Source organism: Pseudochrobactrum sp. B5 (assembly GCF_001939785.1).
GTDB lineage: Bacteria > Pseudomonadota > Alphaproteobacteria > Rhizobiales > Rhizobiaceae > Pseudochrobactrum > Pseudochrobactrum saccharolyticum.
Window position 1 is genome coordinate 144,065 of sequence record NZ_MOYL01000003.1, and the last position, 23,773, is coordinate 167,837.

Sequence of the window (23,773 nt, forward strand, 5' to 3'; positions counted from 1 at the left end):
TTTTCATGCTCTCTATAGGCCAAAAAGACACGTTTGTGTGAAGTTTCTGAGAACAGGCTTAACATGACCGGCAGGATCAGGTGAAACTGAGTCTCACCTGATGTTTGATTGCGATTGAAGCTGTTTACGGAGCGTTGGCCGAGACCCAGCGGAAATAGTCTGCCAGCGTATCATCGGCAATTTTGCCCATCACAGTCGCAGGAACAGACGACCAGCCGTTTTTGCCGGAGACTTTCTCCTGACCTTGCAAGCGATGTACGCGATTGCCCTGCTTATCCATGACATCCCAGACATAAAGCACAGAAGTCTGATTATTCTCGGTGAGGTTGGACAGATAGCCTTTGAGAATATAATCGGCTTCGGTTTCCATATTCGAGGCGAGAGTGATGGATTGCGTTTTTATGATTGTGTCAAAACGCAATGAGAGCGGTGTCACAATCTCCAGCGGTGCGCCGATGATCGGTGCAATATAGAGTTTGTAATTACGCACCTTGGCCATATTCAAAGGTGCCTGAGCAGCCTGTGCGGGCTGACCAAAATCAGAGGTCAGCGGGGCAAGCGCCACGCTTTTCTCACTGGTCGTCTGCGAGGAGCAACCAGCCAGCAGAAGGGCTGATACCAGCAACGGTAATGTTGCGGAAGACTTAAAAAGCAACGGTAATGTTGCTTTCCGTTTTAAAGAAGCATCAACAGAGGCAGATAAAGTAACCGGCATCGGCTTCAGTTCCCGTTAAATAATCACCAGATCAAGGCTGCTTTTCGACAGGCTTTCGGCAGGGCCGTTGGTGGTCAGATAGGTCTGGCCTAAAGTCATGGCCGTATTGGTTTCAGAATCCATAATAATCATATGGGCAAACAGCGTCATATCCGGCTCAATGCGCTCGGCATTACCCGCATAGAACATCTGCGGATCCATCCATGACGGCGTAAAACGTGCACCCACGGAATAGCCGCAGGCATTGAGGCGGTGCCGCGTCAGGGAATGCGCTTCCAGTGCCTTGGCATGGGCTTCAAAAACATCGCCGAATGTCGAGGCAGGGGTGAGGGCGGCTTCAACAGCCATCAGGGCTTCATGTGCCGCCTGATACAGTTCCTCATGACGCTTGGTGGCTTTGCCGGTCAGTACCGTGCGCATCATCGGCGCGTGGTAATGGCGGTAAACGCCGGACCATTCAAGGGTCAGCTGGTCGTTTTTGTGTAATTGTCTGCGGCCGGATTTATAACGGCAGAGAAGAGCATCGGGGCCGGAGCCGATAATATATTCATTGGCCGGAAAATCACCGTCACCGAGGAAATTGGCTTCCATCATCGCGGCAAGAATATTCGCCTCATTGGCATTCTTACGCGTCTGATCAAGCGCAGCATCATAAATCGCATCGCTCAAGGCTGCGGCCTTGCGGGCATAATCGGCTTCCGCAGGGCTTTTCAGCAGACGCAGACGGTCAACCATGCCGGAAGCATCGATGACTTTGGCAAAGCTGTTCAGCTGCTCATCCAGTTTGCGGCCATTGGCGGCGGTCAGCCCGTGGGTCTGATATTCGACACCGATGCGGGCACCAAGCAGATCCATGTCATTGAGCAGATTGCGCAGATCAATCGCAGGATTGGCGTTTTCGCGATCTGTCCATTGCACGATATGTTCAATCGTAGAAGTGTGGCGCGCCTGACGCAGATCAGCGGAGCGCGTCATCAGCACCATGCTGCCGTCCTGCTTGACGACCAGACACTGGAAAAAACAAAAGCCGAAAGTGTCGTAGCCGGTCAGCCAATACATGCTTTCCTGAGAAAACAGCAGCAATGCATCAAGCTTGTTCTCAGCCATGCAGAGCATCAGCCGGTCACGGCGTGCCGCAAATTCTTCCGGTGCAAAGTGAAGTGCCATAATTATCTCCGCATTGAACAAACGACCGTGCCGGTTACCGCTCTGCGAGCAGTCCGGCAGGATCATGCATGTTTTCAGAACCGGAAGCGCTTACTTCCGGATGGCAATCGCGGCGATCTGGCGTCCGTAATCCGGCTCCTTGCGATGGGTGGTGCGGCGATAAGAGAAAAACCGCGCTTCATCGGCATAGGTACAGAGATCAAGAGACGCTGTCTGGATACCGCAGGCTGACAGACGATCAACGATAAAGCTCCAAAGATCAAACATTTTACGCGCCGGATCGCTTGAAGGGCGGAAATATTGTTCATAAGTCTGATCGCGGGCAGTGAATTCCGCAACGAATTCAGCGCCGACTTCATAATTGTCCTGACCGATGCACGGCCCCAGAACTGCGCGGATTTTTGACCTTTCACCACCCAGATTAATCATGGCTTCCACGGTGTTTTCCAGAACACCGGCAAGCGCACCGCGCCAACCGGCATGAGCGGAGCCGATAATGCCCGCTTCCGGCTCACAAAACAGCACAGGACCACAATCGGCGCTCAATGCACCCAGAATCAGTCCCGGCACATTGGTCACCATCGCATCCGCCTGCGGGCGTGGCGAAGGCAGGGCTTCGGTGATAGTCAGAACGGTTGGTGAATGCACCTGATAGAGAGTTTGCAGATCTTCCGGCTGGAGGTCGAAATAGGCTGCTACGCGACGGCGGTTTTCAGCTACAGCATCAGGATCATCTTTAGAACCTGCGCCGACATTGAGGCTGTCATAAATGCCGGAAGATACGCCGCCGAGACGGGTGAAAAACCCATGCGCGATGCGGTCATTGGTTTCGAGCAAAGGAGAGCGGATCGGATCAGGCATATTGGTCATGATAGTCTCTCTGGATAATGAAATATCAGATTGTTTTCAGGTCGGGATAAGTGACGCTTAAGACTTTAAACAGGCTGCCCATCTGGTTTGGTGCAGCCAGCCGCTCCACATCATCACGGATTTGTTCCTGCACACTGGCAGATTTACCGGCACCAAGCTGACCGGCGCGGCTGAGCAGCCCCATTCTCAACAGGAAATCGCCCTGTTCTTCAGCTTTTGTCGTGCAGCCGAGGGCGGAAGCGATTTGTGCGAGAGCGGCAAAATCTACATGTGTAGTAATATCGGCCTGACCGGGAGCGGTAAAAACATCCTGATAGGCATGCTGATAGAGCGCCTGCAAAGTGTCACCAAAACCGGCTTCATGAGAGCCATAGTCAATCAGCAGCGCTGCGCCTTTGTGCTTGCTGATATGTTCGCTGATCTGCTGCATCAGCGCAGAACGCGCCGGTGAGGCCTCGAAAATTGTACCTTCCGGTGCTGTTTCATGGCCTTGAGGCAGAAGGGCGGGATCAATGCCGCCGGTTCCGGTGGTAAAGCAGAGTTCCGGTGCTGCCTCATTGCGGGTCGCTACCATGCGCTCAACAAAGCGACCCTCATGTTTGACATATTGATGATCCGGCAGCGCGTCGAACAATTCATTGGCGACGAGGATCAGCGTATTTTGCGGGATTTCCCCGAAGCTTTTGTACCAAGCCATGTGAGGGGCGGCACCCTCAAGTTTTTTCTTTTGCACGCCTGTCAATCGGTCGCTGGTTTCCACCATCGCGATATGGGCGGTACGCAGCAGTTCCGGTGCCAGTTTGCCAGCCGCGCGCAGCAGATCGCTCATCAATGTGCCGCGACCACCGCCAATTTCGCAAATGGTGCAGTTTTCCGGTTTACCCAGAGCTTCCCAATGGCTGACGACCCAAATGCCGATCAGTTCACCAAACATCTGACTGACTTCCGGCGCGGTGATGAAGTCACCTTTCGCCCCGAACGGCTCACGGGTCATGTAATAGCCGCCGTCATGATCGGCGAGGCAGAAAGCCATATAATCTGCCACGCTGATCGGCCCGCCATTGCTGATAAGACGGATCAGACGCTGCTTCAGTCTGTCTGCGGCGGGGATTCTCGTTTCTGCCATTGTTTATGCCTTTGCCGCAGCGCGGTTTCCGCGCCACATTGCCCAGACACCAAGCAGTACCATCGGAACAGACAGAACCATGCCCATGGTCATCCAGCCGCCGACGAGATAGCCGAGCTGTGCGTCCGGTTCGCGGAAGAATTCCACCAGAATACGTGACAAGCCGTAACCGGCGACAAAGGCACCGGCGATGAAACCCGGAGCTTTGAGTTTATTGCCCTTCCAGATCAGCAGAGCCAGCACGAAGAACAATACAAAACCTTCGAGCGCTGCTTCATAAAGCTGGCTCGGATGTCGTGGCAGCGGGCCGCCATTCGGGAAATAGACCGCCCATGAAACATCGCTGACACGACCCCAGAGTTCTGAATTGATGAAATTGGCAATGCGCACGACGCCAAGGCCGATCGGCACACCGGCGGCGATAGTGTCGAACATGCTCCAGACAGGAATGCCGCGCTTGCGTGCAAACAGGATCATGGCAACGGTCGTGCCGAGAATGCCACCGTGGAAAGACATGCCGCCGTCCCAGACGGCCGGTATTTCCAGCGGGTTGCTGATATAGAAACCGAAATTATAAAACAGCACATAGCCGAGACGTCCGCCGATTACGACACCAAGCGCCGCCCAGAGTACAAAATCGTCCAGAGCCAGCGGATCCATCGGCGCATTATTATTCGGCCACAGACGCGCTGTGTTTACGAGTTTCTTGCCATACCACCACGCAAACAGAATGCCGATGACATAGCCGATACCATACCAATGCACGGAGAGCGGCCCTATGGAAAACAGCACAGGATCAATATTCGGGAAGGGCAGTGCAGCCATCATGATCTGCGGTTCGGTCATTCTTCACTCCGTTATGGCTGCGTATGCTATTATGCGTTCAGCACTGGTTGATGCTGTTGTTAATGAGGCATAGCGAATTTTTGTTCAGGATAAAAGTCCGTTGCTTTTATGGCTTTATTCGGGTTTTAGCCTTAAGCTGGTCTTAAATCTCCGGCAAAGTCGTTTTGTTTTTAAAGCTTCGCAGTCTTGCATCATTTATAATGCGGGCTTATCTCAGAAGCAGAAATTATTTCCGCCTGTGGCGGCTAAAAAGAGGTGATCTAATGAGTAATGCAACCGGTAAAGTTCTTGATGAACTCGCAAAACTCGTCACTGATGCTGCGGGTGCCGCGCAGGGCGTGCGTCGTGAAGTCGAGACAGCAATGCGCTCTCAGGGTGAAAAGCTGCTTAACACTTTGGATGTTGTGCAGCGTGAAGATTTTGAAGCCATGCGTGAAATGGCCGTTAAAACCCGCACCGAAAACAGTGCCCTGACGGTCAAAATTGCCGAGCTCGAAGAGCGTATTGCTAAAATCGAAGCAGCACTGGCAGAAAAACCAGCGAAAAAAGGCGCTTAAGGTCTAAAAATCTCAAAGATTTTTTAACTTTTTATTCACAGGGGCGAATGCCTAAAAGCCCTTATTCCAGAATCGGTTACAGCGGCGCCCACTCGGGTGCCGTTTGTTCTTTCCACATGGTTTCTTAGAGTTTTGACAAAAAGGACTGGTACTCTGACTCAGCATCAATAGACTGAAAACACTGCATGATTCGTAATTGAGTCATGAAGCATGGCAGAAGCGGGGAGTGGCAGGGCAGTGAGTTCAGCCGCACAGATCCGGTTGATGTGCCAGTGTAACAGTCATGTGTTTGCGCGTGTGTTGGAGGCGGGGTTGCAGCGTTTGGCAACATTTGTCTCGGCCTATTAACCAGTGTGTCTTTTTTGTGGCGATTGCTGCGGGGGATACATTCCGGCTGCGTGTTTATGACAGCCGGAATCCGGGTTTTACTCTTGCGGGTAAGCCCAAAAACAGGGAACGAACATGAACCTTCTTGAGCTCGATATCGCTCGCGATGCACATCCGGTGGATGTCATTGAACAGGTTGCGCATGCCAATGACTGGGCTTTTGACCGTACCGGTGACGATGAGATTGCTGTCTCTGTTGTCGGTAACTGGACGGATTATCATCTTTCATTCTCGTGGATGGAAGAGTTTGAAGCGCTGCATCTGGCCTGCGCCTTTGATGTAAAGGTGAGTGAGCCGCGCGTGAATGAAGTCATGCGTCTGCTCTCGCTTATTAATGAGCAGCTGCTTATGGGGCATTTTGATCTGTGGCGTCAGGAAGGGGCGATTATGTATCGCCAGTCCCTGTTGCTGGCGGGCGGCGCTAAGCCAACCAGCCGTCAGGTCGAAGTATTGCTGGCCAGCGCGCTGGAAGCCTGTGAATGCTATTATCAGGCTTTCCAGTTTGTGGTCTGGTCGGGGGTGCCGGCGAAAGAAGCTTTGCAGGGCGTGCTGTTTGAAACGGTTGGCCGGGCTTAAGGTGATAAAACAAGCGCTGCCTGTTTAAAATGGCAGCGGTAGAGCGGTTTACGTCCAGATTGGATCACAGTGCTCGCTCTAGATTCTTTAATTTGCCGCATTATCACGGGCGTCAAGTTTATCTAACTTGACTGTGAAATGCTCTAGAGCGCCGTGTGCCAGACTTGGCACACAAAATTCGCTCTAACACTTTAAAATTAGAGCATAATTTTGTCTTAAACTGATCTAAGTTTAAGGAATTATGCTCCAGAGCATGTCGCGGAAAAGCGGCTACCGGTTTTCCGATAGTGACATGTGTAAAAACTTGGAGACAGAGCGGGCGCAGTGGATAAAATTACACGCGACACGCTCTACAAGTATGGGCGAGGGTGTCGTGTCTGAGCAGCAGGAAATCAGTTTTGCGGATTTTGAAAAAGTCGACATCCGCACCGGTACGATTATTGAAGCGGAAGTTTTCGCCAAAGCCCGCAAGCCTGCCTATAAGCTGAAAATTGATTTCGGTGATGTGATCGGTATTAAAAAATCATCCGCACAGATTACTGTTCATTATACGCCGGAAACGCTGGTCGGCCGTCAGGTTCTGGCCGTTGTCAATTTCCCGCCGCGCCAGATCGGTCCGTTTATGTCCGAAGTTTTGACGCTCGGATTTGCCGATGAAAATGGCGATATTGTCTTGGCGGCAACAGAGCGGAATGTGCCGAACGGGCAGAAGCTGATCTAGTCTTATACCGCGTTACGCTGTCTCATTTAAACCGCTTGAGAATGCATCAGGCAGGAATACTGACAATGGCGCGCAGACCGCCGGTCGGACTGCTGTCCAGTGTGATATCGCCGCCGTGATTGCGGGCGATGTCGCGGGCAATCGCTAGACCCAGACCAGTGCCGCCTGCATCCTGATTGCGGGCTTCATCCAGACGGACAAAGGGTTTGAAAACTTCTTCCCGCTTGTCTTCCGGTATGCCTGCGCCGTCATCATCGACAACAATGGTCAGCCAGTCATTCTCATGGGTTGCCGTTAAATGCACGGATTGCGCATAGCGGAAAGCATTGCCGACGAGATTGCTGACCAGCCGTGTGAACGCATTCGGGCGGACGTGAATATTGCTGTTGCCGTGTATCTCGGCGGAGAAACCGCGATTGCGCAGCCGTGCTTCTTCTTCCAGTTTTGTGATGAGGATTTGCAGATCCAGAACGCCTTGCTCCTCACTGCCTTCACCGCGTGCAAAAGCCAGATAGCCTTCCAGCATATTCTGCATGTCGGTAATATCCTGATTAAGCGGCACCGTATCAATCTTGCTGCCTGCAATGGCCAGCTGTAATTTAAAGCGCGTGAGAATGGTGCGCAGATCGTGGCTCACGCCGCTGAGCATGGCTGTACGCTGTTCAATCTGCCGTTCAATGCGTTCGCGCATCTGGATGAAGGCAATGCCCGCCTTGCGCACTTCTTCAGCACCATGGGGACGGAAACCGGCAGGCATCGGCTGGCCTTTACCGAAACTTTCCGCCGCTTCTGACAATTGCTGGATCGGTTTGATCTGATTGCGCAGGAAGGCAATCGCAATGGTCAGCAAAACCAGTGCCGTACCGATCATCCATGTAAGGAAGATCAGCGTATTGGATGCATAGGCCTGACTGCGCTTGGCAAAAACACGTAAGACTTTGTCATCCAGCTGAATGCGGATTTCTACCAGATCAGAATCCCCGACCGTATCAATCCAGAACGGACGATTGATCTGGCGGGTGATTTCCTCATTGAGAAAATAATCAAGGATGGAGAAAAACGGTTTTGGCCCCGGCGGCGGCAGCGGCGAGGGTGGCAGAACAGATACGTTGAGATCCAGCCGCTGTTGCGCAATACGGATGATATTCGCGTAATCGGGTTCCTGCGGATAGGTTTCCAGAATATCAATAATAGCAGAAATATCGCGCACAACCGCAGTGGACAGACGCTCTGTGACCATCTGCCAGTGCCGCTCCATAAAAACGAAGGCAATAACCGACTGCAACAGCACCATCGGAGCGATGATGATGATGAGCGAGCGCGCATAAAGCCGCTTGGGCATACGCAATGCCAGCCAGTCGGAAAACCTTTTCCAGAGCAACTGCTATTTTCTCCTGTCCGTCAGGATTATGTTATTGGCGACGAGCGCTTTTATTGCTCAATGCTCAGCTTGTAGCCGATGCCGCGCACTGTTTGCAGCCAGATCGGATTGGCAGGATCAACTTCAATCTTGCGGCGCAGACGGTTGATCTGCACATCGATTGTTCTTTCTCCAACTTCCCCGTCCTGACCTGTCAGTTCATGACGCGGTACTGTCTCACCGGCGCGTTCAGCGAAGATCGTCATAATATCCTGTTCACGATCTGTCAGTTTGATAACTTCGCCGCCCTGTTTGAGTTCCTTGCGCGGAATGGAAAAAGTGTAGGGGCCGAAAACAATCTGCTCAATAATATGCTGTGTCGGCTGGGCACCGCGGCGCAGAATATTATTGATACGCAGGGTCAGTTCACGCGGATCAAACGGCTTGGAGAGATAATCATCGGCACCGGCTTCGAGGCCGCTGATACGGCTGTCAGTTTCTGAAAGCGCGGTAAGCATCAGAATGGGCACATTCTTCTGCTCTCGCAGCGAGCGGGTCAGCTCCACGCCGCTTTCGCCCGGCATCATAACGTCGAGAATAATGAGATCGAAATCAATGCCTTCGAGCTTGCGGCGGGCTTCCTGTGCATTGGCTGCCATTGTGACACGGTAACCGGTGGTGCTCAGATATTGCGAGAGCAGGCTGCGGATACGGGTATCATCATCAACCACCAGCAGGTGCGGGGCATCGTCGGACAGAATTGTGTCTTCGCTGGTCATTGGTTTACCCTTTCAGTACAGAGCTTTTCCTGCCTCAGGCGAGGCGTGTATTCAGCTTGTTATCTCGGCTTCTGCAGTCTGTTTATCTGTGTGCACGGCCTTCGGATATACACACTATGTGAATGAAGGCTGTTTATATTTACCGGCTGAGCGGCAGGCTGTCGATCTGATCGCGCTGGTCGCTGTTGACCATGGCTTTCAGGAAATTCTGGATAATTTGTTTTTCCGTGACATTGCTTTCAGCCAGAGCGGCGGCAATGCGGTTTGACTGTGGTTGTGTCAGAGAAAGAATAAGCTCGCGGCCGGAAACAGTCGGATATAATTCCCGCTGGCGGCGGTCGGTTTCACCGGTCAGCTGAATAATATGGCCGTTATCAACCAGTTGTTTCAGAACGCGGGCAAGGCTTTGCTTGGTGATTTTTAAAACATCCAGCAGTTCCGCAACACTCATGCCGGGCTTGCGGTTGACGAAATATAACACACGGTGATGCGCGCGGCCGAAGCCCATGGTTTCAAGCTGCTTATCGGGATCAGCTGTAAAATCACGATAGGAAAAGAACAGAAGTTCAATGATGCCCAGATCGTTGACCTCATCTTCTGAGAGGGCAGCACGAATAGTAGTATCATTGTGATTGAAACGCACGTCCGGTCTCCGGTTCATTCATATTTCAGCCTGCTAGTTCTATCAGCCTGTTTGCTATGCGGATAGATTATCTGCATCTTACTTTCCATTATCTGCTTTAGAAACAACCATGGCAATATTTTGCGGCGCAACATGCTGCATTTTCACACTATCTGCCGTTTAAATCTGATTCTGTGTGAAACCGCATGATTGCGGGCAGCGCCGAGGGATGAAACATGCTGAATTTATCAGGTAATAATTATAAGAATTGACAGTCTCCTTTTTCTTGTCATCATCAAGATGTCAAGGCGTTCTACTTTGATGTTTAACATTAATTGGGGTGACAATTATGGATGCCATTATTCCTATTCTTGTACAGTTAGTCGCCGGTGCTGTCGGCGGCAATCTGGCCGGTGCAGTTAAGAATCTCAGCCTTGGAACAACAGGCAATACAGTTGCCGGTGGTATCGGCGGTCTGATCCTCGGTCAGCTTCTGCCAATGCTGGCCGGTGGCGGTGTCGATTCTGCTTTGAGCGGTATTGTCGGGCAGCTGATCGGCGGCGGTGCCGGTGGTGCCGTTCTGACAGCCGTGATCGGTCTGATTAAAAACAGCATGGCTAATAAAGCCTGACATAAAAACTCGGGATTAATTACCTTATGACCGGCAGGGCGGGATGTCATGCCGGTCTTATGAATATGTTTTTTCTTCAGGCGGTGCGCGATGCACTGCTTTTTTGATTTATCCGGCCTATATAAAGGACAGCTACGGCTGTCCTTTTTGTTTGCACCAGAGTGTGCCGCGCTTAATTATTCGCATGGCACTTACTCTGGATCCTTCTGTGGCGCATGTTCGCGGGAACTCAAATGAATCCATTTGAACCAGACATGTACGAATTTTAAAGTGTTAGAGCGTCCTTTGTGTGCCAGATCTGGCACACGGCGCTCTAGGCAAAACGAAAACCGGTCAGAGCACGCAAACGATAATCGGGTGATAAATGAGCAAGCTTCAGGCAATCATAGTGGCAGTCACGCCTTTTCGGCAGAATTGCACAATCCTGTTCGATAAGGACAGTAAAAAAGGCGTTGTTGTTGATCCGGGCGGTGATGTTGATGCGCTGAAAGAAGTGATCGAGAACAATCAGCTGAAGATCGAAGAGATCTGGATCACCCACGGTCATGTCGATCATATCGGTGCTGCTGCTGATCTGCGTGATGCATTGCAGGTGCCGATCATCGGCTCTCAGGAAGAGGATGCGTTTCTCTACGACAATGTGGAAGCCTCGGCGGCCAAATTCGGTCTGGGAGAGGGCTTCCGCAATTTTCAGCCGGATCGCTGGCTGAAAGAAGGTGATGTTTTACAGGTTGCCGGTGAGAATTTTGAAGTCCTGCATTGTCCGGGACACTCACCTGGGCATGTGGTTTTCATCAATAAAGCCATGCATTTTGCAATTGTCGGTGATGTCTTGTTCAACGGATCAGTGGGGCGTACGGATTTGCCGGGCGGAGATCATGATACATTGATCCGCTCCATCAAGGAGAAACTGCTGCCGCTTGGTGATGAATTCAGCTTTATCTGCGGTCATGGTGCAGGCAGCCGCTTTGGCGATGAGCGCAGAGGCAATCCGTTTCTGGTGTGAATGAGTTGCCACAGGCACTCAAAACTCTAATAAAAAACCGCCGGAGTGACCGGCGGTTTTTTCATCTGAACGGGATCAGTTTGCGACGCAGAAGTGATCCTGACCATCATAGCCACGGAATGTACCGGACTGGGCATTAAAGGAGCGGTATTTCTGGGAGCACCAGTTATACCATTCGCGTGTCCATGGCTGGTAAGAGCCACGGTAGTCGCGGCCATAATTTCCGCGTGCCGGCTGGGCAGGGTAGAAAGTCTGCGGTGGCGGTGCGTTGTAAATCGGTTCACGATAAACAGGCTGCGGTTGCGGCTGCGACATGGCACCGGCGATAATCGCACCGGCTGCAAGCCCAAGCACGCCTGCGGCTATCGCATTGTTGCGATCACGGCGGCGGTCGCGGCGATCCCAGTCTCTGTCACGATTGCGCCAGCCATTATCATGATTCCAGCCGCCATTGTTCCAGCCCCCGTGGCGGCGTCCCCAGTCATCAGCGGATGCAACTGAAAGATTGCCGGCTATCGTGGCAATGGAGAGGCCTGCGATCAGAGCGGTCTTGGTCAACTTATTCATCATAATCTGTGCCTCCTTACGAAGCTATACGCATTCGATAATGCCGGTTTTGGTCTTCTCTCAGCAGCAACTTTATGTGCTGTGATAAGATGATGACCAATCATTAGAGCAGGGCATATGAATGCTTGCTGAACAGAAAATAGGGGGAATGTTCAGCTTTTTAAATATCTCCGTATGTCACGATTAATGACAGGCAGCGTGGATTTGAAAACATGGCTTCATGTGCCTTGAGAGTGTGCGGACACATTGCTTAGAGGGAGGCGGGCTTCAGCTGTAAGACATTCATGAAAACAACGGGATAGGAGACTCTCTAATGAAAGGATCAATCCCGTAATGCTCTGCGTGCTGGTTTGAACCGTCTTTTTTGGTTTTCAGACTGTATCAGAAAGTGAACAGCGAGCGCTCACAGGAGCCGCTCTGCAGATAATAAAAAACCCCGGCGTAACCGGGGTTTCTGGATAAAGCACTGCTTGCAATCTGACTTCTGTGAGAATGTCACGCAGAAATCCTATATAGGCAGTTGGTGCTTTTTACTCGGTAATGCTGATGTCTACAGCTTTAGGGCCTTTGCCGCGACGATCCGGTTCAGTTTCGAAAGAAACTTTCTGATTGTCAGCGAGGTTTGTGAGGCCGGAAGCCTGAACAGCAGAGATATGTACGAAAATATCTGGTCCGCCATTATCCGGTTTGATAAAGCCAAAGCCTTTTTCACCATTAAAGAATTTGACTACGCCGGTTTGTGCCATGGGATACGTTCCTTTTCCTTGGCGCCGTCTTGGCCTTTCAGCCGCAACGGAATTTTTCGAACCGCTATGCGCACCACACGCCCAGCGGTAGGGGTATGCAGGCAGTTATCGAAATCAGGAAAGGAGCCGATCATTGTCAGTTGCCTGACCCGGAGCTTATAGCGGTTCCGGCGCGCCGTTCTTCCAGTCTTCCATTGTTCGCCAAATGCCCGAACATTTGAAGACTGATCTATAGAGAGGTATTTGGCAAGCAAATTTTTGTTATGACGCTGTTTTTTCTTTGCCAAGATGGGCTGTAATAAAAAATAAATAGTCATAAATACAAAGATACTTCACTAAAAAGAAATTCAAGATGACTTAAGTTTTATTTAGTTTTGAAAATTGTTGTATAATAACTGAATTATGTAGTTCTTTATGGTTGGAAGAAGTCGGATCACTTAAAAAATCGCATATTTTGAGAAAAAAATACACGAAAAGGCTGCTTTCGATTTTAAAGAGCGTTGTTTTCACTGCTGAAATTGAACAATTGCTGGCATTCCGGTTGTGTATTCGCGTTGTCGCTTATTCCGGAAAGTGATGCAGCCCCGTGTATTTCACTTTCATTGTCGCCAAAGGCTCTGAAAGTTTCAGCGGTTTCTGCGAATGATGCACGAGCCGCCACTGATTCTGATGGTCTGGCAGAGATTATCCGCTGTCTGACGGCTGTTCGCACCGAGGCGGGCGACATAGATTCCTCTTCTGCCGATCGGGCTGCGCACACGCGATATATAGATTTCCCGACCGGCGAACAGTTTCGGATTCTGTTTGCGCAAACGGTTCCATTGCGCGCTGACAACACTTTGACGGAAATTCCCTGCCACCTGAACCGCCCATGGAAACGGATTAAGCTGTGCCATAGAGATTGAGCGGGATTTGATGACGGGTAAAAGCTGGCAGGCTTGCTGAAAGGGCAGCTTGTCATCCAGCGGCGTGTCAGTCAGCTCTTGTCCGGTGCTGAAATGATCCACGCTTTTGCCGGTAATGGAGAGAACATAATTTTCTGTCTCCAATGGCAAAAATCCGCCATTCTTCATCCAGTTGGACAGGCGTGTCGGCCCTGCATTATAGGCTGCTGCTGCCAGCCCCCAATTGCCGAAACTGCCATGTAAATCTTTCAAGAATGATGCCGAGGCGGGCAGAGCCAGTTCAATATTAAAAGCATCGGTCAGGCCGCGTTCTTTGGCTGTGTAAGGCATGAATTGCGCAATGCCCTGCGCACCGACAGGGCTGACAGCCAGATGGTCAAAACGGCTTTCTTTCCAGATCAGGCGAGCAAAGAAATTCGGTGGGATGCCATGTTTTTCAGCCGATCCAGCGATCAGGCGGCAGATTTGCGCAACATCCGGGGCAGGTTTCGCAGCGGTGTCAGACTTCTCGCGCTGTTTTTTCTCCGTTACGGGAGGGGCGGATTCGGTTGGTTTTTCCTGCTGCTCCTGTGCAAAGGCAACAGACAGACCAGAGACCGGAACAGACAGCATGAGTGCAGCAAATAATCCGGCCGGAAGGCGCATAGGCTGATCCTGTCAGAATATATCGCAAAAGTCCTGCGCGGGTTTTGAGACATATGTTAATGCCAGAGCATAATTTCTTAAACTTGAATGAGTTTAAAGTGAAATTATACTGCAAATATAAAGTGTTAGAGCGATTTTTGTGCGCCAGAATGGGCGCGCGACGCTCTCAGAAATGGAAAACGCACATCGCTTTCATGCGTTTTCCGTCTTGTGCTGTCAATACGGACAAGAAGCAGACGTTATTTGCCGGGACGTCCGGTCTTGCCGGAGCGGCGGGTTTTACGCTTTACATCCACCGGATCTTCATAGGAGCCTGCAGCGGCACGATGCCGTCTGACCGGAGTCGGATCGTCGTCGCTCTGCGGGCCGAGCGGTTTCGCCATATCTGTTCCCGGTCCCATATTGTCGAGCGACGGTTTTTTAAACAGTGATGGTGACGGTGATGTTCTGCCACCTCTGGATGGTCGTTCAAGGGACAGCTCCGCTTCTCGTGCCAGCGGATCATCGGCAATAGCCAGTTCTTTTTCTCGCAGACGTTTGATTTCGTCACGCAGTCTTGCAGCCGTTTCAAAGTCGAGATCGGCCGCGGCGTCACGCATCTTCTTCTCAAGATGTTCAAGATGCGCGCCGAGATTATTGCCGACCATGCCGCCTTGTTCGGCAAAGCCGCTGATATCCGCGCGCACATGATCCCGCTCATAAACGGAATTGAGAATATCAGAGATATTCTTGCGCACTGATGCCGGTGTAATGCCGTGTTCGGTATTATAAGCGACCTGCTTCTCACGGCGACGGCTGGTTTCCTCCATCGCGCGTTGCATAGAGCCGGTGATCGTATCCGCATAAAGAATAACGCGGCCATCGACATTTCGCGCTGCACGGCCGATTGTCTGCACCAGTGAGGTTTCCGAACGCAGGAAGCCTTCTTTATCCGCATCGAGAATAGCGACAAAGCCGCATTCCGGAATGTCCAGACCTTCGCGCAGCAGGTTGATACCGATCAGCACATCAAATGCACCAAGGCGCAGGTCGCGGATAATCTCGATACGCTCCAGCGTATCAATATCCGAGTGCATATAGCGAACGCGTACGCCCTGTTCATGCAGATATTCTGTCAGGTCCTCGGCCATACGCTTGGTCAGCACTGTGACCAGCGAGCGGTAACCGTTCTTTGCGGTTTCTCGGATTTCTCCCAGCACATCATCGACCTGCGAACGGGCTGGGCGCACTACAACCGGCGGATCAATCAGGCCGGTCGGGCGGATCAGCTGCTCGGCAAATACACCGCCGGATTGCTCCATTTCCCACTTGCCCGGCGTTGCCGATACCGCAATGGTTTGCGGGCGCATGGCATCCCATTCTTCAAAGCGCAGCGGGCGGTTGTCCATGCAGGATGGCAGGCGGAATCCGTATTCCGCGAGCGTTGCTTTACGACGGAAGTCGCCGCGATACATGCCGCCGATCTGCGGAACGGTAACGTGGCTTTCATCAATGAAAACCAGAGCATTATCCGGAATATATTCGAACAAAGTCGGTGGCGGCTCACCCGGCTGGCGGCCGGTGAGATAACGCGAGTAGTTTTCAATACCGGCGCAGGAGCCGGTTGCCTCAAGCATTTCCAGATCAAAGGTTGTGCGCTGGTCAAGACGCTGAGCTTCGAGCAGACGTCCGGCATTATTCAATTCGACGAGGCGGTGCTTCAGTTCTTCCTTGATGGATTTGATCGCCTGATTAAGGGTAGGGCGCGGCGTTACATAGTGCGAATTCGCATAGATTTTTACGGATTTGAGATCGCCGGTTTTCTGACCGGTCAGCGGGTCGAATTCGGTGATGGTTTCAATCTCATCGCCAAAGAGCGAGATACGCCATGCACGGTCTTCCAAGTGGGCAGGGAAGAGTTCAATCGTATCGCCGCGCACACGGAAAGAACCGCGCACGAAATTGATATCCTGCCGTTTATATTGCTGCGCCACCAGATCGGCAAGCAACTGACGCTGATCGAGACGGTCGCCGATCGTCATTTCAAAGGTCATTGCCGTATAGGTTTCGACCGAACCGATACCGTAAATACAGGAGACCGAGGCGACGATAATCACATCATCGCGTTCCAGCAGTGAGCGGGTTGCGGAGTGGCGCATCCGGTCGATTTCTTCATTGATCGAGGATTCTTTCTCAATGAAGGTATCGGAACGCGGCACATAGGCTTCCGGCTGATAATAGTCATAATAGGAAACGAAATATTCAACCGCATTATTCGGGAAGAAGCTTTTGAACTCGCCGTATAGCTGGGCTGCCAGTGTCTTATTCGGTGCGAGGATCAGAGCAGGGCGTTGCGTGCGTTCAATAATATTGGCAACGGTAAAGGTTTTACCCGAACCGGTCACGCCAAGCAGAACCTGTGTCTGGTCGCTGTTTTCAATACCTTCTACCAGATCGGCAATAGCTGTCGGCTGGTCACCGGAAGGGGTATATTCGGTTTCCATTTTAATCTGGATGCCGCCCTCAGATTTGGCAGGGCGTTCCGGCCGGTGCGGTGTCCAGAGTTTACCGTTTTTGAACAGCGGATTGCCGGATTCAATCAAGGCAGACAGAGCTTCCACGGTTGCGGTGGCACCGCTGGAAGGCATGTTGGCTGCATCTTCCATGGTGATATCCATGCCGGAGACAGGATTAAGTCCTGCCGCGACGCGTTCTTTCAGCGTGGCGGCTTTGGCTCTGGAAGACGGTGTTTTTTTGGTTTCTGTCTTTTTTGCTGCCGGTTTTTTAGCGGCTGGTGCGGAAGGCAAAGCTTCCGGCTGTTCAGCCATTTCGCTGATCATACGCGACCAGTCACCAACCGAAGAGGAGAGCGGAATGCCTGAAAATTCTGCCTGAGGCGCTTCGCCGAAACCTGAGCTATGAGGTGTTTCACCGAAACCATCAACTTGCGGTGCTTCGCCGAAACCAGCGTCCTGTTGCTGCTTGTTCAAATCAGCAGGGGGCTGTGATGACTTATCTTTTTTGGACATGTCAGAACTCTCTCGGCAAGCAGAAGCGAAGGACAGGTGATGGATACAGCCAGTCTGTAACCCGATCAAAAGAAAGCGGGTAGCCCGACATTAGCGAATATAGGCATATAAGTATAGAACGAAAAGGGTACGTTTTCATTCTGGTCGATAATTATCAGAAACAAAAAACGCCGCAGAAAATCTCTGCGGCGTTTTTAGAGGCTCAGCTCTTACTGGCCGTGCGGACCATCACCGCCGCGACGCGGGCGATTCCAGTGCGGACGTCCCGGACGATGGCCGTTTTCCCAGCCCGGACGACCCGGACGGTATCCATCCCAGCCCGGACGATAATTCGGCCGGTAATATGGGCGGTGCGGGCGATAATACGGACGATCCCAGCGGTCATACCTGTCATTGTTGATCGCCGAGCCGATAACTACACCGGCAATCAGCGGAATGCCGATGGCGGCAGCTGTGTTGCCGAAATTATTATTGCTGTAGTTACCGGATGATCCTTCACGCACTGCGAGATAGCGTGAAGATGCCCAGCCCGAGCGCCCTGCGTAATTGACCCGACACCAGCCATAGCCGCTGGTGCAGCCGTTCACATCAACGCGTGCACCGTTCGGAATAGAGCCGAGCGTACGATAATTCGTGCCGGGGCCGGTACGCAGATTAAGATTGGTTGTTACAATCGCATTCGCAGCCTGTGCGGCTGTGGCGGAGAATAAAGCAAGGGCAATAATTGCCGATTTGATACCAAGTTTCATTTTTCGGTCTCCCCGTGATGAATTGTCTGTTTTTGCAGCAGAACAATCTGCGCGCTTTTCATGTCAGAGGCTTTCTGAGCTCAGAGCATCAAAGGGCGCCATGAATTATAAACGAATAAGCACCTGTTCCGGTTCCGTCATACATCCATTCGGAATGTGGACGGACGGATAGCGGAGCTTTTTCGTTTGTCAGAATCTATACGGAATTATGTGAATGCAGCCTGAATGCTTACCGGCTCAATATAGGTTTTTATTGATAGGGATAAAATCAAAATTGCAAAATGTGGTTACTGCAGAAAACAGATTTTACACCACCCCCGAAGTCAAAACAGGTCGGGGATGGTGTGAGAGCTTGACACTATTGCTGAAAGCCTGTGGCAGCCGCAGTTAAAATACGTCCCGGCAGATAGATAACCATAGAAGCGGCACCTGTAATCACATTTGTACCATCGGCCAATATGGCCTGACCGGATGTCTGACCTTCGCCTTTCAAAGTATTGAAGGACAGGCTGCCATCACTAACCAGTGCCATCAGCGTTGGCGAAGAGGCAAAGACACTGTGATCTCCGCCGTCAACCGTGCTGGCATCCAGCACGGCAATGCCATATTTCTGCAGCGTTTCAATGCTGGAACCGTCGCCGACGCGGGAATGTCCGCCGGTAATGCGGCCTGAAATATTCAGCGCGCTGTCATTGCGCGAAACCAGAACGGCCATAGGAGGCAGAGGCTTCACATCTTTGACCTGCTTTTCAAACACATCCAGATCAATATCAGGGGCGGCCAGCAGAACATTGGTCAGGCGATTCAGTGCAGTCCGTTCTTCATTCAGTGCCAATGTGCGCAGGGCTTCCATGGTGACGAAACTGCCCATGGAGTGCCCAACCAGCAAAATCCGTTTGGCTTTGGTCTTTGATGCCAGTTTCAGCAATTCTGCCAGACCGTCACGCGCAAAATTGGCACTGTCGCGGTCATAAACATAAAGGCCGAGCGAGGCCGCAGACGGCCATGCATAATGCACGGTCACGGATTTTAACCCGTAATCATGGGTAAACTGGGCAGCGCGGAACGTGCTGTCCGCAAAATTATTGTTATAGCCATGCACAAAGATCAGCAGTTCCTGATCTTTTGCCGAGTGCTGATCCAGAGCCTGATTCAGCTGATTGACGAATATCTGGCTGTTATCAAAAGGCTGGAAGCTGACTGCTGCGAAATGCTTGGCCGGATCCGGCTTGTAGCCGGTCTTTTCCACAACGCCTTTCACATGGGATTTCGGGATGCCGATATCAACGCGTGAAAAATTCAGCTTATCTGAACGTTTCGCATTGTAAGGCATTGAAAAATCATCACTGCGCTGACGGCTTGTGGCTACATAAACAGGGACGACGGAAGCTGGCTGAGCCGGTTTGATGATGGCGGCATTGGCCGCAGCTACAGAAGCCGGATTGGAATTGGGGCCGTGCCAGAGCACTGCGCGGGAGCCGGTGCAGCCGCTGATAATGATGGAAACGAATGCCAGAAACAAAATACGAGTCATTCGCTGCTCTATCCTTGCCAAGCCTGTTACTGTTCAACCAAGCGGAACATCTTCCGTGTACGTAACCGGATGTTCAGTGTTTTTAAAAGCAGTAATTAACAAGTCTGGCAATCTGTAAAACTAAACCGCACAGATAAATCCGGCGGTTTAACGCGCTGTCGTGTCTTTTAAACCATAGCTGTGATGGCTTGGCTTACAGGTTTTCTGCCGGAACCTCTGAAAGACTTGTCTTGCCGGTTGCCGGTTTTTTGAAGCGCAGACGGGGTACAATTTCGACCATCAGCATAGACAGGAAAATCAGCGCACAACCGGCAAGGCCGATGAATGGCAGACGTTCGCCAAGCAGAATTGCACCGAACAGGGCTGCGAATAAAGCTTCGGAAGACAGGAAAATAGCTGCCTGCGGTGCGCTGGTGTAACGGGTGCCGATGGCTTGCAATGTAAATGCCACGCCAGATGAGAACATGCCGGTAAACAGAATTTCCGGCGCTGCGGCCTGAATGGTCTGCCATTCGATCTGTTCAAAAATCGCAGCGCAAACAATGCCGGCAAATGCAACGACCGCGAACTGAACGCAGGCCATAGTGACTGGTCTGCCGATGCGCAATGCATAGCGGGCAATGAACAGTCCCTGCAAAGCCCAGAAAAATGCACCGGCAATCATCATCCAGTCGCCCTGACTGAAACCGTCAAGCGAACCGCCGGACAGCATGAATATGCCTGTAAGGCTGAGCACGGCGCAAATCCAGACGACCGGATGCGGCCATTGGGAAAACAAAATCACGCCTAAAATCGGCACCAGCACAACATAAAGGCCGGTGAGAAAGCCTGCATTGGTGACGGAAGTGGTGAGCAGGCCGGTTTGCTGCAGAACCATACCGGAAAACAACATGCTGCCGAGAATCATGAAGGCTTTATGATCGGAAAAGGAAAGCGGTTTGGATGCGCGTCCGGCTTCCATAAAGGCAAAAGGCGCAACTGTTGCCGTGGCCACGATAAAGCGCAGGCCGATAAAGGTCAGCGGGCCGATATTTTCCATGGCGGTTGACTGGGCAACAAAGCCAAGACCCCAGATCAGGCCGGCAAAAAGAAGCAATAAATTAGCGCGTGACTGGGTCATGATATGCCTGCGGAATGCAATAAACGTGGATCGTTACAGTTCAGATCATGTTTGTCTTGCGGGAGACGGAACTGTCCGGCAGGCCGGAACTGCTTTTCTCTGTATGCTACGCGACAGAGCTGAGGGCAAACCGGATCTGAGCAGGCTGAGACTATGTGCTGAACCGCGGTCACTATGCTGTATTATTGCAGGAAAGCAAGCCGGATTTCAGCATAATATATGATGTTACAACGTATATCCGAAATGATTCTCACGCTGTCAGCTGTAGTTTTTTTGAAATTTTCGGACTTATAATACTTTATACTGAAGTCTTATATATTGTTTCAGCGTTTTCATGCTGTTGTGTTCATGTAAAAGCTGTCACAGGTTTTCAGTAAAAAAGATCTGTTTTTTTTAAAAAATGTTTCAGAAAAGCTTGGCGCGGGGCGGGCAGGCTCCGAGTTTTTCACAAGTTTTTTGCCGATGCTTTTTGCTCTTTCTTTTTGTTTGCAAAGCTGGCACGATAACTGAAACAGATGATGAATGATGAACGGTTCCGAAGCACCGCTTCGGCGACCGTTTTATTTTTGAGTCTCGGGGGTGTTCTCCGGCTGCTGCAGCATAATTTCTTAAGCCTGAAACAGCTTAGGGTAAAATTACGCTGTAAATATAAATGTTAGAGCAACCTTTGTGCGGCCAGCAGGGCGCATGGTGCTCTGCTAGCCGGAAGATAGTCTCATTTTTTGTTTCTGCATTTTCGTGGTTTTATGACTGCGGAGTGCTTTAGCGCGATTGAAGACCGCGCATCAGGCATGAGAAAGGACAGGGCATGGAAAAGTTCCCTATGACACAGGCTGGCTTCGATCAGCTGAAAGAGGAACTGCGCTGGCGTCAGCAGGAAGAGCGTCCGCGCATTATCGAGGCGATTTCGGAAGCGCGCGCGCACGGCGATCTTTCTGAAAATGCCGAATATCATGCAGCCAAAGAAGCGCAGAGCCTCAATGAAGGCCGTATCGGTGAAGTTGAAGACTTCATCGCCCGTGCTGAAGTGATCGATATTTCAAAGCTGACAGGCACGACCATCAAATTCGGCGCGACTGTTACGCTCATTGATGAAGACACCGAAGAAGAGCGCATTTATCAGATCGTCGGCGATCAGGAAGCGGATGTTAAAAAAGGCCGCATTTCTATCTCGTCACCGATTGCGCGTGCCTTGATCGGTAAAAGCGCAGGCGATACTGTGGAATTCAATGCACCGGGCGGCGCCCGTTCCTATGAAATCCTTGGTATGAGATTTATTTAACCAGTGCGCGTATCCCTTTCTGACACTGATATTCTGGCTCCGAATTTTAAAAAGCGTCTCTCCGGCGTCACCTCGACGATTGTCCAGCTGGTGCCGGTGCAACGCAAAATGGGGATCAGGATTGCAGCTGTCGGGCGGGGATTGCCGGATGATCTTCCGCATGTGAATTTGCGTGATCTTGCCGGATTGTGGCGCAGGCCTGCGTCCGGCAAAAAATTCCGCATCTGGCATGCCCGCCGCAATGTTGAAATGCTGGCCGGTATTGTGATGCGCGATGTGCTGCGGATGAAGCTGAAGGTGATTTTTACCTCGGCTTCACAGCGCCATCATAAGAATTTCACCAAATGGCTGATCCGTCGTATGGACGGTGTTCTGGCAACCAGTGGCCGCACGGCGAGCTACCTGGAAGTGCCGAATACTGTCAGCATGCACGGTATTGATCTGGAACAGTTCCGCCCGCCGCAAAGCGCGCAGGATCGTTTCGCGGCAACCGGTCTGCCCGGAAAATATGCTATTGGCTGTTTTGGCCGTGTGCGGCATCAGAAAGGCACAGACCTTTTTGTCGATGCGATGATTGAACTGCTGCCGCGCTATCCTGACTGGACGGCCGTGGTGGCAGGGCGTGCTACAGCTGAGCATGTTGGCTTTGAAAAAGAACTGCAGGAAAAGGTCAGAAAAGCGGGTCTTGCTGACCGGATTATTTTTCTGGGTGAGGTGCCGTTTGTCAGTGCCGATCCTGCGGGCGACAGTATCAGTGCATGGTATCGCCGTCTGGATGTTTATGTGGCGCCGTCTCGCACCGAAGGTTTTGGCCTGACGCCGCTTGAAGCCATGGCTTCACAAACCGCAGTGGTGACCAGCGATGCCGGTGCCTATCCGGAAATCGTGATTGAAGGTGAAACCGGTTATGTTGTGCCGTCCGGTGCGACTATGGCACCTGCGATTGAAAATTATCTGCGTGACCCCGCACTTGCCGCACAACATGCGGAAAAAGGCTTGCAGCGTGTGCGTGAGTTTTTCCCGCTGGAACGCGAAGCGAAGACGATTGGTGATTTCTACCAACGGATTTTCGAGCAGACATAAATAAAGCCGGTTTTCACCGGCTTTTTTAATATTCAGAGATATGTCGCTTTTAAATTGCGATCAGAACTTCGTCTTTGACCGGCTTGATGGTCAGTGCTGTGCGCACGGAATCCACATTCGGCGTCGCGGTCAGTTCTTCAATCACAAAAGTCTGGAACGCGTTGAGATTTGGTGCAACGCAATGCAGCAGAAAATCGGATTCACCGGACACCATCCATGCGCGGCGCACCAGCGACCAGGATTTGGTTTTCTCGGCAAAGGCTTTCAATTCGCCATCGGACTGGTGTTTCAGACCGACTGAGCAGAAAGCCACCAGATCCTGACCGACAGCTTCACCTTTAATGATCGCCTGATAGCCCTGAATGATGCCGCTTTCTTCAAGCTTGCGTACACGGCGCAGGCATGGCGGTGCCGAGATACCGACGCGTTCCGCCAGCTCGACATTTGTCATCCGCCCGTCATTTTGCAGTTCCCGCAGAATTTTCCAGTCAATATCATCAAGATCAACCTTAATCGGCATAGGAACTCCGTAAGAGGGGGGCAATAAAAGGGCTGTGAACTGCCGGAGGCAGAATGGAAGTCTCAGAAGTGCATAAAGCAATTATATAACAACAATGCAAGGCTCAGTGCCTGTGACGGGCTTTCCAAGAATTGCTTTAGAGTCATTGCATTATATCATGAATGAAACAATGAGAATGGTTAATTGAAATTATCAACCATTCTGCATCATTTTCTTTTCCGGAACCGGATCAGTTTTTCGTGATTGTCACT

24 protein-coding genes are annotated in these 23,773 nt (G+C 51.5%); 7 read left to right on the plus strand and 17 right to left on the minus strand.

All coding sequences use genetic code 11. The features are described from left to right. Positions 1 to 124 precede the first annotated feature (124 nt). From BKD14_RS11055 to lgt, 5 genes are all read right to left on the minus strand, one after another. Entirely contained in the window at positions 125 to 625 is a 501-nt protein-coding gene (locus BKD14_RS11055) for a hypothetical protein (protein ID WP_139316402.1), read from the minus strand. Between the two features lie 105 nt (positions 626 to 730). Beyond that, on the minus strand, positions 731 to 1,882 hold the full coding sequence (locus tag BKD14_RS11060; protein WP_075656377.1) for a Xaa-Pro peptidase family protein: 1,152 nt from the start codon (positions 1,880 to 1,882) through the stop codon (positions 731 to 733). Positions 1,883 to 1,972: 90 nt separating this feature from the next. Next, positions 1,973 to 2,752 (minus strand): peptidoglycan editing factor PgeF, encoded by a 780-nt coding sequence (gene pgeF, locus BKD14_RS11065; RefSeq protein WP_075656036.1) that lies wholly within the window; start codon positions 2,750 to 2,752, stop codon positions 1,973 to 1,975. 25 nt (positions 2,753 to 2,777) lie between these two features. Next, a complete protein-coding gene (locus BKD14_RS11070; RefSeq protein ID WP_075656038.1) occupies positions 2,778 to 3,878 on the minus strand; it encodes a class I SAM-dependent methyltransferase in 1,101 nt (366 codons plus the stop codon). Positions 3,879 to 3,881: 3 nt separating this feature from the next. After that, positions 3,882 to 4,724, minus strand: coding sequence for a prolipoprotein diacylglyceryl transferase (gene lgt / locus BKD14_RS11075; RefSeq protein WP_075656040.1), 843 nt, complete (start codon positions 4,722 to 4,724; stop codon positions 3,882 to 3,884). A gap of 263 nt (positions 4,725 to 4,987) precedes the next feature. Between lgt and BKD14_RS11080 the strand changes: the two genes are divergently transcribed. From BKD14_RS11080 to BKD14_RS11090, 3 genes are all read left to right on the plus strand, one after another. Then, positions 4,988 to 5,281: an accessory factor UbiK family protein gene (locus BKD14_RS11080; protein ID WP_022710141.1), complete on the plus strand. Its 294-nt coding sequence runs from the start codon at positions 4,988 to 4,990 to the stop codon at positions 5,279 to 5,281. A gap of 462 nt (positions 5,282 to 5,743) precedes the next feature. Continuing rightward, a complete protein-coding gene (locus BKD14_RS11085; RefSeq protein ID WP_022710142.1) occupies positions 5,744 to 6,244 on the plus strand; it encodes a YbjN domain-containing protein in 501 nt (166 codons plus the stop codon). Between the two features lie 358 nt (positions 6,245 to 6,602). Further along, entirely contained in the window at positions 6,603 to 6,965 is a 363-nt protein-coding gene (locus BKD14_RS11090) for a tRNA-binding protein (RefSeq protein ID WP_075656041.1), read from the plus strand. 46 nt (positions 6,966 to 7,011) lie between these two features. Here the strand turns inward: BKD14_RS11090 and BKD14_RS11095 are convergent, their stop codons facing one another. The 3 genes from BKD14_RS11095 to BKD14_RS11105 all read right to left on the minus strand — a co-directional run bounded on the left by BKD14_RS11095 (position 7,012) and on the right by BKD14_RS11105 (position 9,747). Then, positions 7,012 to 8,307: an ATP-binding protein gene (locus BKD14_RS11095; protein ID WP_075656378.1), complete on the minus strand. Its 1,296-nt coding sequence runs from the start codon at positions 8,305 to 8,307 to the stop codon at positions 7,012 to 7,014. Positions 8,308 to 8,396: 89 nt separating this feature from the next. Beyond that, positions 8,397 to 9,104, minus strand: a complete 708-nt coding sequence (locus BKD14_RS11100) for a response regulator transcription factor (RefSeq protein WP_022710145.1) — start codon at positions 9,102 to 9,104, stop codon at positions 8,397 to 8,399. 139 nt (positions 9,105 to 9,243) lie between these two features. Further along, entirely contained in the window at positions 9,244 to 9,747 is a 504-nt protein-coding gene (locus BKD14_RS11105) for a MarR family transcriptional regulator (protein WP_022710146.1), read from the minus strand. Between the two features lie 328 nt (positions 9,748 to 10,075). Here BKD14_RS11105 and BKD14_RS11110 point away from each other — a divergent pair, with 328 nt between their 5' ends. Both BKD14_RS11110 and BKD14_RS11120 read left to right on the plus strand, forming a co-directional pair. Then, entirely contained in the window at positions 10,076 to 10,357 is a 282-nt protein-coding gene (locus BKD14_RS11110; RefSeq protein ID WP_022710147.1) for a hypothetical protein, read from the plus strand. Between the two features lie 364 nt (positions 10,358 to 10,721). Then, a complete protein-coding gene (locus BKD14_RS11120; protein ID WP_075656045.1) occupies positions 10,722 to 11,363 on the plus strand; it encodes an MBL fold metallo-hydrolase in 642 nt (213 codons plus the stop codon). Positions 11,364 to 11,438: 75 nt separating this feature from the next. On the opposite strand, the gene BKD14_RS11125 is transcribed toward BKD14_RS11120, so the two are convergent. From BKD14_RS11125 to BKD14_RS11155, 8 genes are all read right to left on the minus strand, one after another. After that, the gene (locus BKD14_RS11125) at positions 11,439 to 11,930 is read right to left on the minus strand and encodes a BA14K family protein (RefSeq protein WP_075656380.1); all 492 of its coding nucleotides are present in this window, start codon (positions 11,928 to 11,930) and stop codon (positions 11,439 to 11,441) included. Between the two features lie 530 nt (positions 11,931 to 12,460). Continuing rightward, positions 12,461 to 12,676 carry a cold-shock protein gene (locus tag BKD14_RS11130; RefSeq protein WP_022710150.1) on the minus strand — a complete coding sequence of 72 codons (216 nt, stop codon included), beginning with the start codon at positions 12,674 to 12,676 and terminating at the stop codon, positions 12,461 to 12,463. Beyond that, a complete protein-coding gene (locus BKD14_RS19120) occupies positions 12,658 to 12,993 on the minus strand; it encodes a hypothetical protein (RefSeq protein WP_139316403.1) in 336 nt (111 codons plus the stop codon). The genes BKD14_RS11130 and BKD14_RS19120 overlap by 19 nt, the downstream gene beginning before the upstream one ends. Before the next feature lie 309 nt (positions 12,994 to 13,302). Then, positions 13,303 to 14,226, minus strand: coding sequence for a transglycosylase SLT domain-containing protein (locus BKD14_RS11135; RefSeq protein ID WP_075656047.1), 924 nt, complete (start codon positions 14,224 to 14,226; stop codon positions 13,303 to 13,305). A 239-nt stretch (positions 14,227 to 14,465) separates the two neighbouring features. Beyond that, positions 14,466 to 17,234, minus strand: coding sequence for an excinuclease ABC subunit UvrB (gene uvrB, locus BKD14_RS11140; protein ID WP_083647052.1), 2,769 nt, complete (start codon positions 17,232 to 17,234; stop codon positions 14,466 to 14,468). A gap of 209 nt (positions 17,235 to 17,443) precedes the next feature. Further along, positions 17,444 to 17,983 (minus strand): SH3 domain-containing protein, encoded by a 540-nt coding sequence (locus BKD14_RS11145; protein ID WP_075656049.1) that lies wholly within the window; start codon positions 17,981 to 17,983, stop codon positions 17,444 to 17,446. 358 nt (positions 17,984 to 18,341) lie between these two features. Further along, positions 18,342 to 19,517 (minus strand): alpha/beta fold hydrolase, encoded by a 1,176-nt coding sequence (locus BKD14_RS11150; protein WP_022711702.1) that lies wholly within the window; start codon positions 19,515 to 19,517, stop codon positions 18,342 to 18,344. Between the two features lie 193 nt (positions 19,518 to 19,710). Beyond that, positions 19,711 to 20,637 (minus strand): DMT family transporter, encoded by a 927-nt coding sequence (locus tag BKD14_RS11155; protein WP_075656051.1) that lies wholly within the window; start codon positions 20,635 to 20,637, stop codon positions 19,711 to 19,713. An 808-nt stretch (positions 20,638 to 21,445) separates the two neighbouring features. Between BKD14_RS11155 and greA the strand changes: the two genes are divergently transcribed. Next, positions 21,446 to 21,919: a transcription elongation factor GreA gene (gene greA, locus BKD14_RS11160; protein WP_022711704.1), complete on the plus strand. Its 474-nt coding sequence runs from the start codon at positions 21,446 to 21,448 to the stop codon at positions 21,917 to 21,919. Between the two features lie 3 nt (positions 21,920 to 21,922). Next, positions 21,923 to 23,002: a glycosyltransferase family 4 protein gene (locus BKD14_RS11165; protein ID WP_075656053.1), complete on the plus strand. Its 1,080-nt coding sequence runs from the start codon at positions 21,923 to 21,925 to the stop codon at positions 23,000 to 23,002. 49 nt (positions 23,003 to 23,051) lie between these two features. Here the strand turns inward: BKD14_RS11165 and BKD14_RS11170 are convergent, their stop codons facing one another. Next, a complete protein-coding gene (locus BKD14_RS11170; RefSeq protein WP_022711706.1) occupies positions 23,052 to 23,522 on the minus strand; it encodes an Lrp/AsnC family transcriptional regulator in 471 nt (156 codons plus the stop codon). Positions 23,523 to 23,773: the final 251 nt, after the last annotated feature.